General features: G+C 67.0%; 9 protein-coding genes and 3 pseudogenes. 6 read left to right on the top strand and 6 right to left on the bottom strand.

Annotated features, from left to right (window positions below):
* The first annotated feature begins 5 nt into the window (after positions 1–5).
* The 4 genes from DCW30_RS09095 to DCW30_RS09080 all read left to right on the top strand — a co-directional run bounded on the left by DCW30_RS09095 (position 6) and on the right by DCW30_RS09080 (position 9,332).
* The gene (locus DCW30_RS09095) at positions 6–1,331 is read left to right on the top strand and encodes a hypothetical protein (protein WP_129299887.1); all 1,326 of its coding nucleotides are present in this window, start codon (positions 6–8) and stop codon (positions 1,329–1,331) included.
* On the top strand, positions 1,331–3,028 hold the full coding sequence (gene mads7 / locus DCW30_RS09090) for a methylation-associated defense system protein MAD7 (RefSeq protein ID WP_076685701.1): 1,698 nt from the start codon (positions 1,331–1,333) through the stop codon (positions 3,026–3,028). The genes DCW30_RS09095 and mads7 overlap by 1 nt, the downstream gene beginning before the upstream one ends.
* A gap of 15 nt (positions 3,029–3,043) precedes the next feature.
* Positions 3,044–8,617 carry a methylation-associated defense system ATP-binding protein MAD8 gene (gene mads8, locus DCW30_RS37385; RefSeq protein WP_076685702.1) on the top strand — a complete coding sequence of 1,858 codons (5,574 nt, stop codon included), beginning with the start codon at positions 3,044–3,046 and terminating at the stop codon, positions 8,615–8,617.
* 250 nt (positions 8,618–8,867) lie between these two features.
* On the top strand, positions 8,868–9,332 hold the full coding sequence (locus tag DCW30_RS09080) for a very short patch repair endonuclease (protein WP_205576609.1): 465 nt from the start codon (positions 8,868–8,870) through the stop codon (positions 9,330–9,332).
* A gap of 180 nt (positions 9,333–9,512) precedes the next feature.
* Here the strand turns inward: DCW30_RS09080 and DCW30_RS09075 are convergent, their stop codons facing one another.
* Entirely contained in the window at positions 9,513–10,040 is a 528-nt protein-coding gene (locus DCW30_RS09075) for a GNAT family N-acetyltransferase (RefSeq protein ID WP_076685703.1), read from the bottom strand.
* Between the two features lie 133 nt (positions 10,041–10,173).
* On the opposite strand from DCW30_RS09075, the gene DCW30_RS09070 reads away from it, so the two are divergent.
* Complete coding sequence (locus DCW30_RS09070; RefSeq protein WP_076685704.1) at positions 10,174–10,965, top strand: exodeoxyribonuclease III; 792 nt, start codon at positions 10,174–10,176, stop codon at positions 10,963–10,965.
* 118 nt (positions 10,966–11,083) lie between these two features.
* On the opposite strand, the pseudogene DCW30_RS38340 reads toward DCW30_RS09070, so the two are convergent.
* From DCW30_RS38340 to DCW30_RS09055, 5 genes and pseudogenes are all read right to left on the bottom strand, one after another.
* Positions 11,084–11,284: pseudogene (locus DCW30_RS38340) on the bottom strand (DUF7848 domain-containing protein); the annotation flags it as partial.
* Complete coding sequence (locus tag DCW30_RS09065; RefSeq protein WP_079250098.1) at positions 11,284–11,649, bottom strand: hypothetical protein; 366 nt, start codon at positions 11,647–11,649, stop codon at positions 11,284–11,286. The gene DCW30_RS09065 and the pseudogene DCW30_RS38340, both read right to left, overlap by 1 nt.
* Before the next feature lie 90 nt (positions 11,650–11,739).
* Positions 11,740–12,027, bottom strand: a pseudogene (locus DCW30_RS37380) (Scr1 family TA system antitoxin-like transcriptional regulator); the annotation flags it as partial.
* Between the two features lie 508 nt (positions 12,028–12,535).
* The gene (locus DCW30_RS09060; RefSeq protein WP_076685706.1) at positions 12,536–12,847 is read right to left on the bottom strand and encodes a hypothetical protein; all 312 of its coding nucleotides are present in this window, start codon (positions 12,845–12,847) and stop codon (positions 12,536–12,538) included.
* Between the two features lie 97 nt (positions 12,848–12,944).
* Entirely contained in the window at positions 12,945–14,531 is a 1,587-nt protein-coding gene (locus tag DCW30_RS09055; protein ID WP_076685707.1) for a recombinase family protein, read from the bottom strand.
* Between the two features lie 28 nt (positions 14,532–14,559).
* Here DCW30_RS09055 and DCW30_RS09050 point away from each other — a divergent pair.
* Positions 14,560–14,697: pseudogene (locus DCW30_RS09050) on the top strand (exodeoxyribonuclease III); the annotation flags it as partial.
* Positions 14,698–14,728 lie beyond the last annotated feature (31 nt).

Here is a 14,728-nt window from a genome sequence, read left to right as displayed (position 1 = left end):
ATCCGATGCTCGCCGACGCCATCCGCGCGGGACTGGGGTCCGGACAGCCCGCCCACGGGATCGCGGTGGTGAACCTCAACGTCCGCGACGTGGTCGCCGATCCCGAAGGCACCGGTGAGTCGATCCTGCACCGCATGATCGGCGTGATGACCGATGCCAGGCACTGGACCGCCTGCTCCTCCTGCGACCTGGCGCCGCGCTGCTACGCCCGCCACAACGCGCAGACCTTCGCCCATCCGGCCGCGGGGCCCCAGGTGACCGAGCGGCTGGCCGCGTTGTACCGCATGACCCATCTGCGCGGGCGGCTGCACATCACGCTGCGCGACCTGCGCTCCGCCCTCGCCTACACGCTCACCTCAGGGCGGGACTGCGCCCAGATCCACGAGCTCTACAACAGTCCCGACAGCATCCAGGACCGCGTGGACAGCTTCTACTTCACCAGCTGGGCCGGTATCCACACCGGCGGCTCGTCAGAACCCGACCGGCTGCTCGCCCAGTTGCGCGAACTGGACATCGCCACCGTCCCGGACCCGCAACTGGACCGCAAACTGGACTATGTGGGACCCGCGGGAGGGCACAGTCTGGTCAGTGTCGACCAGCGCGGCGACCATGACGCCACGCTGCTCGCGGACCGCTTCGCCACGCTGCCCCGCACCCCTGCGGCGAACGCAGGTGCGTCCGACCGGCACCGGGCCTATCTCGCCGCGGCCCGACGCCGCTTCTTCTTCGAAAGCCTCGACGACGAGCGCTGGAAGACCATGCTCAGCTATCACTCCGGAGGCCGGTTCCTGGATCTGCTCACGTGCAGCGAGCCAGGCCCTGCGGAGCTGGACCGGATCATCGAGGCCGTCAACAGGGGCGAGGGCCTGCCGGGCGCCGCGCTCGACGGGGGACGAGCGCTCGCCCTGCAGGTGCGGTCGGTTCCCGGCGGAACCGTACGCAGCTACCGGCTGTTCCCCGCCGACCGGTTTACCCTCCGAATCGGAACCTCCCCCGACTCGCCCTACGTTGAGACCAGCCCGCGCGAGTTGGTGGTCCGCTACCAGGGAGCCGAAGGAGCCGGGCAGCACCGCGCCGAACTCGTGGTGCGGTTGGATCTGTACGAGTTGCTGAACCGCCTCCACGACGGCTACCAGCCGGGCGTGGAGGATCGGCAGGGACAGAACCTGGCGCTGTCGGTGTTCAAGAACGCGCTGTCCGCCACGCCGTACCAGGAGGTGCTGCTCACCGCGCCCGGCAGCATGCCGCACAAGATCACCAGGCTGGCGGACGGAGCGCTCAGGCTGGCGCCGGTCGAGTCCGCGCCCGGCACGGGAACGGGGAGCAACTGATGGCCTTGCGGAAACGGGACAGCGAGTTCCGGCATCTCGGGGTGTCGTACCTGGATTTCAAGCGTGTCGAGATGGACCGGGTACTCACCGGTTTCCTCATGCGCGTCAACCACAACGGGCATCCGAGCAGGCTCACCCAGCGGCACAAGCACGAGAGCGACAGCTTCGTACAGGAATTCCTCGACGAGCAGCACGCCGACCGGTTCCAGGGCTTCAGCGACCACCCCGACATGGCCCGCCGCTGGATCGAGACCCAGCTCCTGGACATGGTCAACCGGGGCAAGCCCAGCCAGGCCGTCGCGGGACTGCGGCCCCTGCACGGTCTGACCTACAAGTTCCGCAACTACTACCACTCCCGGGCCTACGGCGCCGACGCCCAGCTGTACGAGATGCTGCGGCACGCCCGTGACGGACGGGGCACGCTCGCCCTGGAGGCGATCCGTGGGTTCTTCTTCAACGGCCTCGACCCGGCACTCGGCACTCCTCTGCCCGGCAGCAGCCTCGACGTCGAGACCCAGGCCGTCCTCCACCTCAACAGCCAGGTGAAGCACGACACCCCGCAGACCGTCAAAGGCTGGTACTCCGCCCCGCCCCTGTGCGTCGGGCAGTCCGATCTGCTGGCCGACGACGTCCTGCGGCTGCTGTCCCTGCGCGACCTGCTGCCGCGCATCGTCATGGTCGAATACCTGAAGATCCTCTTCGCCTTTCACCTGGCCCTGGGACAGCTGAAGACGATGAAGCTGCTGACGTCCATGGTCGAGCGGCTCGGTGCCGAGCCCTCCTGCGGGCCGGAGAACTGCCCCGCCGGCCCCGGCCAGGGCCAGGACGACTTCGCCGCCTGCCCGTTCCGTGTCGGGCTGTTCGTCGACGCGGCCGGAGCGCCCGGAACACCGGCCGCGGCGCTGGCCGAACGGAGCGCCGAGGTCTGGCTGCGGCGCATCCCGGGCTTCGTCCGCGCCGGATACACGGTCCGCAAACTGGACGAATTCGCCGAGCACCTGATGAGCCTGGGCGAGATCACCAAGCCGTCCAGGGGATTCTTCACGGTCGCCGAAGTGCTCCAGTTCGCGGACAAGCCCCACCAGAAACGGCGTGAGCAGTTCTTCGCCGCCAGGATGGACACGCTGCTGGACGACACGCCCATCGCCGAGCAGCCCGAAGGCGTACGGCCGCTGCTCGGCGCGGGCATGGGCCTCAGCTCCTTCGAGCAGTACATCGAGGTGCTCATGGCGTACCGGGGCAAATACCACAACGACTACATCATCGACTCCATCGACTCCCTCCTGCTCAAGAACCGTCCGGGAGCGGTCATCGCCCAGCCCTACCGGGGCCGCCGCCGCTTCGTCCTGGACAGCGCGCTGCTGGAAGTCCTGGTGCAGATCGCGCTGCTCCGGCCCAACGCCCGCGGCACCCGATCCCGCTTCCTGCATCACACCGCGTCCCTGCGCCTCGACGAGTTCATGGACATCCTGCGCCGCCGCTACGGCCTCCACGTGAACCAACTCCCGGTGGACGATGGATTCGCGTCCATCGGCTTCGAGGAGCAAGCCGTGCTGCGGTCGAACGCGGAGGCGTTCACGACCCGGATGCGGGAGATCGGCTTCTACAGCGACCTGTCCGACGCCTACCTCACCCAGGTGATCACTCCGCGGTTCGTGATCGGTGAAGACGGCACGGTGACGGCGGGCGGAAGGTAGCGAAGGACAGACGGCATGGCACACGGACTGAACGAGATCACCGAGGCCCAGTGGCGCGACGCCCTGGAGCACGCTTTGCTGCCGAAGCTCGCCTCCGTACTGCGCGGCCGGGAAGCCGGGCACTGCATGCGCCTCGGCGACCTCGACGTCGAACTCGCGACCCGGCTGGTGCGGGGCCTGCGTACGGCCGTACCCCAGTCCCAGGTGTTCGTCCTGGGCAACGGCACGCCGCATCTTCCCGCCGATGTGGCGGTGAGCAGCACCAAGCTGGTGGAGCTGCGCAACCCCGACGAACGGGGCGGGCTGCGGCCTCCCCTGCTGGTGTTCGTACCGCCGGGAACGCGCGCCAGTGCCGAGGACTCCTTCGGCATCGCCACTTTCGAGCAGCTGTCCCTGAGCGACGTCCACCGCAACTTGAAGGCTTCCCTCCTGCGCGAGGTGCCCGACGGGCTGCGGTCGGCCGTCACCGAGTTGCTGGACCGGCTCTCGGCGGAAGACTGGCCCGCGGCGAGCAACCAGGCCGCGGTCCGTTATCTGCTGACCCTGCGGGAGAACGAATTCGACCCGCAGGTAGCCGGCGCGGCGGTCTTCCTGCTCGGGCTCATTCCCGACTTCGAACTGTTCCAGGACCTGGCGGTGATCACGCGCAAGGCGGATCGCAACCGCAAGACGGTAATGCGCCTGACGGACTCGGCCGCGACCGACCGCCAGCGGGTGCTGGCCCTCGGCCTGCCGCAGAACTCTCCGGCGCACCAGGCTTTCGTACGCCGCCTGGTCGAGTTCGCGGCCGACGGCGGTCTGGACGAACCGGGCAGCTGGTGCCGTGCCATCGCGGTCGACCAGGACAACTGGCCGCTGGCCTTCCACAACTGGCCGCAGGAGAACGAGCCCGGCGACGAGAAGGTGGGCATCGAAGTAGAGGAGCTGTCCTCGCTGCCCAAGGCCGGACAGAATCAGGACGATCTGCGCAACCATCCCGCTCTGGAACGGCTCTTCGGCGCACAGTACCTCCTGCCCGGCGGGCTCACCTCGCTGCCGGTGACCTTCACGGTCGAACCTGACGCCCGCCACATCCCCGGACTCAGCCGGTTCGCCGTCCAGATCTTCGCCGAGTCCGAGACCGACGGCGACAGCGGAACCACCACCGCCAGTCCCACCGGCTTCACCGCGACGGCTTCGGTCACCAAGACCGCCAGGACACGCTTCAAGGCGAACATCAAACTCAAAAGGGGCCGCAGCAAGGCCGACTGGGAGGAAGGCTGGCACTTCGTACGGGTCACCCCGCTGGACTCCAACGGTGACGCCATGCCGGTCGTGGGGGTGGACGGCACGCAGCGGCCGGATGAGAGCGACCGCTTTTACGTCGTCCCCGAGGGGGAGTTCGAGGATCCCCCGGTGCGGCGGTCCCAGCACGCCCCCGGGCTGGCCCAGGCGGTGAACAAGCTGCGCTTCACCGCCCTCGCCGAGGGACGGGATCCCGCCCGGGTCGTCTGCCGTGACATCGGCTGGGCGGCCAAGACCGCCAAGACATGGCCTTTGAAGGCCTCGTTCGGCGTGGCCGGGTCGGTCACCATCGACTTGCCCATTCCGCTTGCCGAAGCCGAGCAACGCATGCTGGCCCTGCCGTACAGCCTTGAGGGGCCCCGTCTCACGGTCGACGCCACCGGAGTCGCGGTACTGGGGGACGACGAGACCCTGGCTGTCACGGCGGAAGCCGACAGCGACTTCGACGCCTATCTCCAGGCCCGTGCCGAGCTGTTCGCCGCGGTGCGCAGGGACGCCGAGGGTACGGCACCCCTCGTGGTGGAGGCGACGGATCCGCGTACCGTCCGCAAGGAAACGGACGCGTACGCGGAGGCGTACCTGAGAGCGGTGAACCGCTGCGTCCGCGCGTTGGAGAACCCGCGAGGGAGCACCGGGGACCGGGACCGTGCCGAGCTGGCCCTGCTGTTGCGCACGGATACGCTACAGGTAGACCTGACCGACGCGCGTGGCGGCCGACGTCGGGTGATCATCGTGGCCCCGACACATCCGCTGCGGATGCTGTGGTGGAGTGGACAAGCGGCGCTGGCCGACCACTGGCTGGAACGGCTGGTGAGCGAGAACCGGACCACCGTCCAAGAGCGCCTGTACAGCCTCAGCACCTCACTCGTACCACTTGGCTTTCCCCTGGTCGTGCCACTGACCACGGGTGAGCTCACCTTCGCAGGCGGACAGCTCACCGACTTCTGGCAGGTGTGTCTGCCGAGCGAGACCGCCGACCCCCGGGGCACCGTGTCCCTGCTCGCGGCGGCAGTCGGAGCGGCCTCCGACGCGGCGGCCTCGGGGCTGGTCACCGGCAGCGACCTCGCCGACCGGGTGGAACGCTACGTACGGCTCCACCCGTACGCCGACAGTCTGGTCATCAACGCCCTGGGTGCCGGCCGGGGTGATCTGCTGACCGCGATGCTCACTGAGCTGCAGAGCCGCAAACACCTGGCTCATCTGCGCTACACCATCCGCCTGTTCGCGGACAACCCGGCCGAACCGTGGGTCGGCGAGGCGCTCACCGGCCTGTTCTCGCCCGCCTCGGGCACGCGTTCTGTCGCCGCTGAGGCATTCGCCACGCCCGGTGATCCGCTCCGGCCCAAACTCGCCATCGTAGTGCGCGACGCGGCCGATCTGCGTCATCGGGCAGACGAGTTCCCGGCACACCTCAGCATTCTGTTCGATCCCTTCGGTGGAGAGCAGTACGACATCGCTCCAGGAGTCCGCACGACCGGCCGGGTGGCCGCGCACGGCCTGGTGCAGGAACTGACCAGTGTCTACACGGAAGACGATGAGTATGTGGCATGGAGCCGCCAGCCACGCCACGGCGCAACCGACCCCCTCCTGGGCACAGAGGAGACGGGAGACCTGCTCGCCGCCCTGCCCGAGGCGCTGTCGGCCGCTGTCGTCACCGTCACCTCCGGCGAGCCGCGCCCGGGACATCTGCCACAGATCACCCTGCGCCTGACGCCGGGCGACCGGGCCCTGCTGCACGACGTGCACCAGGCCAGCGACTGGGTCATCACGGTCGACCGCACACTCGGCGTCGAGTACTTCGACCACGGCCGGGCCGACCGGCCCGAGTACGTCATCGACTACTCGGCCACCTCACAGACCGGCCTGGGACACCACATCGTGGTCTCCTCACGTTCGGTCGACGAACTCCGCGCGCTGATCGGTCCCGTCCTCGCCGACCGGAAACTCGGCATCGAAGAACGCCATGTGGCGACCTTCTTCGATCAGTTGCGGGAACTGTCCGGCAGCTTCGCTTTCAAGCTCGCCGCCCTCAGCGAGAGCAGCCACAGTGAGGTCCTCGGTCTGGCGCTGGCCCGGCTGTATTTGGGCTCCGCGGATGCCCTCAGGAACCAGATCTTGATCCCTCTCGACGCGCACATCGACCTGTACGGCGAGGACAGGCGCCGACTCGCGTCCGGTGAGGCGATGGTGCGGCTGCACCGCACCGACCTCGCACTGCTCGACCTGGACGCGGAGCGCCGGAGCATCGTATGCCGGCTCGTCGAGGTGAAGTGCTTCAGTGGGGTCGGCGGCCTGGGGGCGTACGAGGCGAAGAAGAAGCAGATCATCCAGCAGGTCGAGAGCAGCCGGCGGGTCCTGGCCGAGCAATTCGACCCCGAGGTCAGGCGGGCCGACCGCCCGTTGCGTAACCTCATGCTTCGCTCGTTGCTGGGCTATTATCTCGCTCGCGCGAACAGGTACGGCCTCTTCGACGAGAAGGCGTATGCCGAGGCGCGCTGGCTTTTGGAGCACCTGGACCACGGCTACTCACTCGAATTCGCCAGTACAGGCATGGTCTTCGACCTGGGGCATTGCGGGACTGACTCCGAGGCGGACGGCGGTGTCACCTTCCACAGGATCGGAAAGGACGTGGTACGTCAGCTGTTGGACATGATCGAGACGGAGTACCTCGGCGGCCGTGTCCACAGCACGCCGCAGCAGCTCCCGGTCGCCGCCCTCGGCCTTGAGCGGAGCGAGGCCACCGAGAGCCTGCGTCCCCGGCAGCGGACGCGCGACGTGCCCGACGAGCCCGCTCCGCTGCGTTTGCCGGCGGACAATGAACTGGAGGCCGCGGACAGCGAATCGGAGTCGACGCCCGGCGAATTGGAGGCGGAGGACGGTGAACTAGAGGCTGATACGGCACACGCACCGACGGGCGCGGAAGCTTCCGTCGGCCGTGGGACCCCGACCGAGCCTCAGGAGCTCCTTCTCACCGTTCCCATTGTCCAGTCCGCCCCGGCGTCCGAGACAGAACCGGAGCTTTCGTCCGCTGCCCCCGCCACGCGGTGGGACGAGCCTTCGCCGCGGGATGCCAATGGTCCAGCGCAGGACGGAGACGTGCTGCTCAGCCCTAATGTCTTCCTCGGCGTGTCCCAGCCGACACCGCAGTACGGCCTGCTGGGGACAACCGCCGGGCGGACGATCGCGCTGGACCTCAACGAGACCCACACCATCAGCCTGTTTGGCGTCCAGGGCGGCGGCAAGAGCTACACGCTCGGCTCGATCCTGGAGATGGCGAGCCTGCCCACTCCCGGTGTCAATCAGCTGACGCATCCGTTGGCCAGCATCGTCTTCCACTACAGCGACACCCAGGACTACGCGCCCGAGTTCACCAGCATGACGCGCCCTAACAGCGACGAGGCACAACTAGCAGCACTGCGTGCCCGCTACGGAGCCGAGCCCGCGGCAATGTCCGACGTCGTGCTGCTTGCACCGGCCGACAAGGTGGAGGATCGGCGGGAGGAGTACCCGGCTCTGGATGTCCGGCCACTGGCCTTCGCATCGTCGGAGCTACAGGCGGCACACTGGCGATTTCTGATGGGGGCCATCGGGAACCAGTCGATCTATATCCGCCAGCTCGGGCGGATTATGAAGGCTCATCGCCGCAATCTCACCCTGGAGGCTATTCGTCAGGGTGTGGAGGACTCACCGCTCTCCGATGCCTTGAAGCAGCTCGCCTTCCAGCGTCTGGAACTGGCTGCCGAGTACATCGACGACAGTGTGCGACTGCAGGACTTGGTCCGGCCCGGGCGTCTCATCATCGTGGACCTGAGGGACGAGTACATCGACAAGGACGAGGCTTTGGGGCTGTTCGTGGTTCTCATGCAGCTCTTCGCGGACGCGACGTACGACGGACAGTCCTTCAATAAACTGGTCGTCTTCGACGAAGCTCACAAGTACATTCACAGCCCGGATCTCGTCGACGGACTGGTGGCAAGCGTCCGCGAGATGCGACACAAGGGAATGTCCATCCTGGTGGCAAGTCAGGATCCGCCCTCGGTGCCCATCTCGTTGATCGAATTGTCCAATCACATGGTGCTGCACAAGATGATCTCGCCGGCCTGGCTCAAGCACCTCCAAAAAGCGAATGCCGCACTCGCCAATCTGACTCCCGAGAAGATGGCGGGGCTGAGGCCGGGTGATGCGTTCGTTTGGTCCAGCAAGGCCACCGACGAGGCGTTCACCCGCGGAGCGGTGAAGGTCCAGTGTCGTCCCCGGGTTACGCAGCATGGAGGGGCCACTAAGACCGCACTCACGGAAACCTGAGACTTGTCGGCGGTCATGGCGGCTCCACGCGAGCTGCTCTTTAGAGTGCGGGTTGCTTGCGGCTGGTCTTCAGTAGAAAAGCGGCGAGCTACATTCTTCTGGATCCGGTGCCTCGCTTTTCCGAGTTGCAGGGAGTAAAGCCGAAACACTGCCCGGAGGTCACCCATCATTGATTTTTATAGGAGTGAAGTCGGCACGGTAACTAATGGTGACGCAAACGTGGCCGCCATGTGATCGAACGGAAGTTGCCTTGGAGCTGCCGGTCCCGAGGGATTCCAGTGTTCAGCGGGTGATGCTGGCGCAACGCAGCAGGGGTACGGTGCCTGAACTGGCTCTGAGGCGAGCGCTACACGCACTGGGCTTTCGCTATCACGTGGACCTGCCGATTCCGATAATGCGTCGACGCCGTGCGGACGTCACGTTCGTGAAGTGGCAGACGGCGGTGTTCGTCCAGGGCTGCTTCTGGCACGCCTGCCCGCAACACCAGCACGCGCCGGTGCACAACCGGGAGTGGTGGCGGGAGAAGCTTGAGGGCAATGTCCGGCGGGACGCGGACACCGATGCCCATCTCGTCCGATTGGGGTGGGTGCCCTTGCGGCTCTGGGAGCACGAGGCCGTCGACGCGGCCGTGGGCAAGGTGGTGGAGGTGCTCGCGTCTCGGGGGCATCCGCGGGCGCTTCGGATCCGGGGCGAGGCCGTTCCGTCAATCAGGTAGGTGCCTGTGTGTGCATCACGCAAACAGTCGGGAAATGATCTTCCAAGTGATGGGGAGGGTCTACGCAACGCTTCTGTAGATCCAGGTCAGACCCACCCGCGAACGGCCCACTGCACATGAGATCCCGCCCGGTTCATCGAACCGGGCGGGATCTTTGCGTTGCCCCCGCGCGTTCTCGGGTTACAGCGGCTTCTCGTAGCAGAGGCTCAGGTCGTCGAAGCGGTAGTGGCCGAACTTGCTGGGGGCGGGGGTGTAGCCGGTGGAGGTGTAGAGGGATATCGCCTCGGGCTGCTTCGTGCCCGTCTCCAGGACCATGCGGGTGCGGCCGGCGTCCCTCGCGTCCTGTTCGAGGACGGCCAGGATGCGGCGCGCGAGGCCGAGGCCGCGGGCCTCCGGGGTGACGTACATCCGCTTCAGCTCCGCGTCGCCGTCGGAGTAGCCCTCGCCGTCCGCGTCCATCGAGCGCCAGCCGCCGGTGGCCAGCGGGGTGCCGTTCTCGTCGTACGCGATGACGTACAGCCCGCGGGGCGGCTCGAACATGGACGGGTCGAGGAACGTGACGTCGCCCTCGTCGCCGTAGCGCTCCGCATATTCGAGCTGGACGCGGTCGTTGAGCGCGACGGCGTCGGGGTGCGCGAAGGTGACCGTGCGCAGGTGGACAGCGGGTGCGGCGGGGGCCGTCGCGCCCTGGGCGTCTTGGATAGTCATGCGAGGTATCGTACTTCTATGCGGCAATAAGGGGTATCGGTCATCCAGTGTGCCCGTTGGTGCGGCGACACCGTATGACAGCCTGACCTCTGGCCCCAGGACGGGAAGAGGCCGAGGAGAGTAGGCGAGTGGTGTGCTGACAGTGACCTCTGTGAATGTGAACGGCCTGCGTGCCGCGGCCAAGAAGGGCTTCGTCGAGTGGCTCGCCGAGACCGCCGCCGACGTGCTGTGCCTGCAAGAGGTGCGCGCCGAGCCGCAGCAGCTGCCCGACGGCGTCCGTGAGCCCGAGGGGTGGCACGTCGTGCACGCGCCCGCCGCGGCGAAGGGGCGGGCCGGGGTCTCCCTGTACACGCGCCGCGAGCCGGACCGGGTGCGGGTCGGCTTCGGTTCGGCGGAGTTCGACGGCAGCGGGCGGTACGTGGAGGCGGACCTGCCGGGCGTCACCGTCGCCAGCCTGTATCTGCCCTCCGGCGAGGTCGGCACCGAGCGGCAGGACGAGAAGGTCCGGTTCATGGCGGAGTTCCTCGTGTACCTGAAGGAGCTCAAGGCGCGGGCCGCCGCCGAGGGACGCCACGTCGTCGTCTGCGGCGACTGGAACATCGCCCACCGGGAGGCCGACCTCAAGAACTGGAAGGGCAACAAGAAGAACTCCGGCTTCCTGCCCGAGGAGCGGGCCTGGATGGACGAGGTCTTCGAGGAGTACGTGGACGTGGTCCGCGAGCAGCACCCCGGCGTCGAGGGCCCCTACTCCTGGTGGTCCTACCGCGGGCGCGCCTTCGACAACGACACGGGCTGGCGGATCGACCTAGTTTGCACAACGCCTGAACTTGCCAAGCGTGCTGTGAAGGCGTACGTCGAGCGTCCCGCTTCGCACGGAGACCGCTGGTCAGACCATGCGCCCGTGACTGCGGTGTTCGATATCTGAGAGAGTCATGTGACCTTGGACACATGAAAGCCCCTGCCGTGCGCCTCGGGGGTCCCACACACGGCAGGGGCAGTATTGGGGCGCCTGTCAGTCCCGGAAGACTTGCGCGTAGTCGGTCACGACCATGCGGAGGAAAAAGCTGGTGTCCAGTCATCCCAGCATGCTTCAGCATCCAGTCTTGGGCCGCGGTCTCCTCCCTTTGCGGGTCGGAGTCCTGTCCGCGTCCATCGCGTGTGCAGATGCCCAGGTACTGGACTCCTTCGCTGGGAATGTGCCTGATCCGGTGACGGACGTAGCGGTACAGGGAGCGGACAGCCATTACTTGTCCTCCGCCCGCTGACTTGCAGTGGCCGGAAGCCGCAGCCGGCGGGACTCTGCGATGCGCATGACGTCGGCCAGAACCTCCACCAGGCGACGGCTCATGTATTCGATCTCAGAACGAGGAGACAGCGGGTTGGTCAGTGTCGAAATGGCCGCTTCCAGGACATGCCCAGCCGCTTCAATCTGCTTCTCTTCCAGGGCGTCCGCGATGCGTGACAGCGGCCCCGCGGGGTCGTCTGTGCTGAGGAGACACTCCTTCCCTGACTCGGTCTTCCAGGGCAGTAGTCGTGTGTCGCCTCGCTCCCTGACCCGCTCCAGCGTCTTCGCCGTTTCCGTCGGCAGGCCGCTACCAGACGCTTGCATGGCCTCATCCCCTTCACGTGGGCCGGTGCCAACCAAGCTAGGAACGGAGAGACGTCGACACGTAGTCGACTGCGCAGGATTGCACGCGGATTAGAGCAATGCATCACGGGCGCGTGTGATCAGTGCTTGCGCCCTGTCTCCGTACACCGCCATATCGTCGAGCGTGGCGAACGCGTCAACGTACGCCTTGACTTCGCTGGGTTGGGTGATGGTGAGGTGACCCGAAATCAGCTCCACGTTCACCTGTGCTGTGTCGAAGATCCAGAACCCTTCTACGGGCATGCGCGGCCGGCGAAGGCGAGTAGGGACTACTCCCACGCTGACGTTAGGCGCGGTGCCCGCTGACAGGAGCCGGTCGAGTTGTTCGGCCTGGGTCTCGGCGTCACCTAGGCGCTAGGTGGAGAACCTGGCCGGGGCCGTGCGTTCACGAAGGCGGGACAGAACGTCGCCCTGGAGTGCCTGTGCGCGCCCTGGACGGGCAGGGAGCCTGACGGTGGAACCGTGTTGCCGCGGAGGCGTTCCGGGGCCGTCAGGGGCCCGTGTGGGGCTCGCTGGGCCTGCGGGCGGAGGCAGCGGCGGGGCGGCTGGCATCGGCCCTAGTTACGTAATCCGAGAAGCTTCGGCTGTGGAGGGGTAAGCCGAAGAGAGACAGCCTCTGAGGAAGAACACTAGATAGTAGTTTTTTTCAGATTACGTAACAAAAATAGAGTCTTTCCGCTGTTTTCCCAGGTCAGCAGAGGCGCGGCCGCTCCGCCGACGATGCGACGAAACGTGACGGCCCATCGGTCTACGGCTCCCCGTGACCCCAGGAACGGCAGAGGGGCCGACCGATGGGCCGACCCCTGTCTGTCTCGCCGCTGCTCTCAGGCGCCCGCGGTGGCCCTCATCAGGCGGCGACAGGCAACGCCTCTGGCGGCGCGTCGGGCATGTGGCCGCATGAGCCACACTGTGCGAACAACTCCGGCGCACCCATCAGCGCGGCTTGCGCTGCCTCCAGGCGCTCCACACGTGTGCGCATGCGGTCGGTTCCCTGACCGCTCAAGATCAGGTCCCAAAGCTTGCGTGCCATGCGCTGAAGTTCCAAGAGTTCCTGAACCCGAAGGACGTGCTCTGCCGGCGTATCGGGAAGCACGTGGACGCGGAAACCGTGCTCTGACGTGGTGCTGGGTGCGGTTCTGGTCATCGCTGCGTAGGGCATGATGGTGACTCCTCTTGCGAGAGGACGCCAGTCCGGTCTACATCCGCCAAGATCCGGCCGGACGGGCGCCTGATGGTGTTGTAGCGCTGTCCTCGTCTCAGTCGAGATGCGCTTGGCGCTCCTCCTCTTCCACGGCTTCGAGTGCCGCCGCTTCCGGGTCCTGATGAGCCCCGATCGTGAACGCCAGCCGCTCCGGGTCTGGGCCCTTCAGCCGCTCAGCCCCTCCGCCTGAACGCCCCTTTGCCACGGTCGCGCGGGCTCCAGCGTCCAGGAGGAGTTGACGGCGGCCAGCGGCGTCATGCCGCGCCCAGTAGCTGGCGTACGTCTCGCCCGTCTCTACGACTTCTGTACGGGCTTCTGTGCGGGGCGTCGACTCCAGGGCATCCAAGCGGCGTCCCAGCGCGGCCACCTCCTCCGTCCAGATGGCTTCGGCGGCGCGGGAACCCCCAAGGGAGCCCTTGACGGCGAGCAGGGCGCGCATCTCCTCCTGTACCTCCCGAAGCTCCGGGGTCGGGTCGTATCCCTTGTGCGTGATGACCTTCGTCATCTGGAAGTGGCCGAGCCGGACCAGGAACTCCTCCTCCACGTACTTCTCCAGCCAGTCAGCGCGGATGCCGGCGGGGGCCTGGCAGCGTTCACCCCGCGCCGTTGCGCGACAGTTGTAATCACTGCCTCCGGCCCGCTTCGATAGGTACAGATTGCCGCCGCAGCCACGGCACTTCGCGACGCCCAGGAGCATGGCCTGGGTGTCCTTGCGGGTCCGGTTCTTCTGGGGCGTCAGCGTGCCCATGTGGTCCTGGAGGATGTTGAACTCCTCCCGCGTCAGAACGGGTTCACCGATCAGGACTTCTTTCCCGTCGCGGTCGCGGACCGGCTTCCCGTTGTGGATGCGGTGCCCCATCAGCGCGGGGGACCGGAGCACCTTGGACAGGGTTCCCGCCGTCCACTTGAAGCGGTCGTGACGACGACCGGCGCGCATGCCGCCAGGCTCGCGGCCAGCCTTCACGGCCTGGTAGTCGCGGGGGACCAGGGTCCCGGCCTCGTTCAGGGCCATGGCCACGGCGGTGAGGGACTGGCCGTCCAAGACGTCTCGGATGATGCCGGACAGGACCTTCACGGCCTCCGGGTCGGGAGCCAGCTTGAAGCCCTCGCCATCAGGGTTCTTCACCTTCCCGTACCCGTACGGGACGAGGCCGCCGGAGTATCGGCCTTGCGTGCGGAGAGCAGCCATGGCGCCGGTTACGCGCTCCTTGATGGCTAGTGCCTCCATCTGCGCACTGAAGGCCAACATCATCATGATGAGTTCCGAGACGGGCGACACTGTCCGCATGTCCAGCTCCAGCGGAGCGCCGCCAGGGCCTTCGGCGAACACGAGGAGCTTCCCGTGGTCCTTCGCCCAGCGGCCCAGCTCCGCCATGTCGGCCATGGATCGGACCGCGCGGTCCATGCGCCACCAGATGATCATGTCGAAGTCGTCTGGGCGAGCAAGCCAGGCACCCAGCTCCGGCCGGTTGAACGGAGTCGTCTTCGTGGCTGATACGTCCAGGTCCTCAGCTTCACCCACGATGACAGCGCCACGGCGTGCCGCTTCGTTGGAGTTGGCCGCACGCTGACGACCCGGAGACGTCGTCTCGTCTGTCCTGACCGAGAGCCGAATGGCGCTGAGCGCCCTTAATTGGTTCATGCTCGGCAGCGTAGTTGGCTCTGTTGCGACCGGATGGCGGATCGACTACCACGTCGCCACGGAGGGCCTCGCCGGGCGCGCGGTCAAGGCGTTCGTGGAGCGGGCCGCGACGCACGGCGAGCGGTGGAGCGACCATGCGCCCGTGACGGTGGTCTACGACCTGTAGCGGGCCGTTGTGCCGCGTGCCGCCCGTGCTG

Origin of the sequence: Streptomyces alfalfae, from assembly GCF_004127445.1 — a bacterium.
In the GTDB taxonomy this organism is placed as follows: domain Bacteria; phylum Actinomycetota; class Actinomycetes; order Streptomycetales; family Streptomycetaceae; genus Streptomyces; species Streptomyces alfalfae.
The sequence above is the reverse complement of the archived record's forward strand: the minus strand, read 5'-3'. Positions and strand labels throughout refer to the sequence as shown.

Bases quoted from the DNA above. Each gene is read 5' to 3' on its own strand.
- DCW30_RS09055 (WP_076685707.1), bottom strand. From the start codon at position 14,531: ATGAACCAATTAAGGGCGCTCAGCGCCATTCGGCTCTCGGTCAGGACA.
- DCW30_RS09095 (WP_129299887.1), top strand. From the start codon at position 6: ATGCTCGCCGACGCCATCCGCGCGGGACTGGGGTCCGGACAGCCCGCC.
- DCW30_RS09060 (WP_076685706.1), bottom strand. From the start codon at position 12,847: ATGCCCTACGCAGCGATGACCAGAACCGCACCCAGCACCACGTCAGAG.
- mads7 (WP_076685701.1), top strand. From the start codon at position 1,331: ATGGCCTTGCGGAAACGGGACAGCGAGTTCCGGCATCTCGGGGTGTCG.
- DCW30_RS09065 (WP_079250098.1), bottom strand. From the start codon at position 11,649: ATGCAAGCGTCTGGTAGCGGCCTGCCGACGGAAACGGCGAAGACGCTG.
- mads8 (WP_076685702.1), top strand. From the start codon at position 3,044: ATGGCACACGGACTGAACGAGATCACCGAGGCCCAGTGGCGCGACGCC.
- DCW30_RS09075 (WP_076685703.1), bottom strand. From the start codon at position 10,040: ATGACTATCCAAGACGCCCAGGGCGCGACGGCCCCCGCCGCACCCGCT.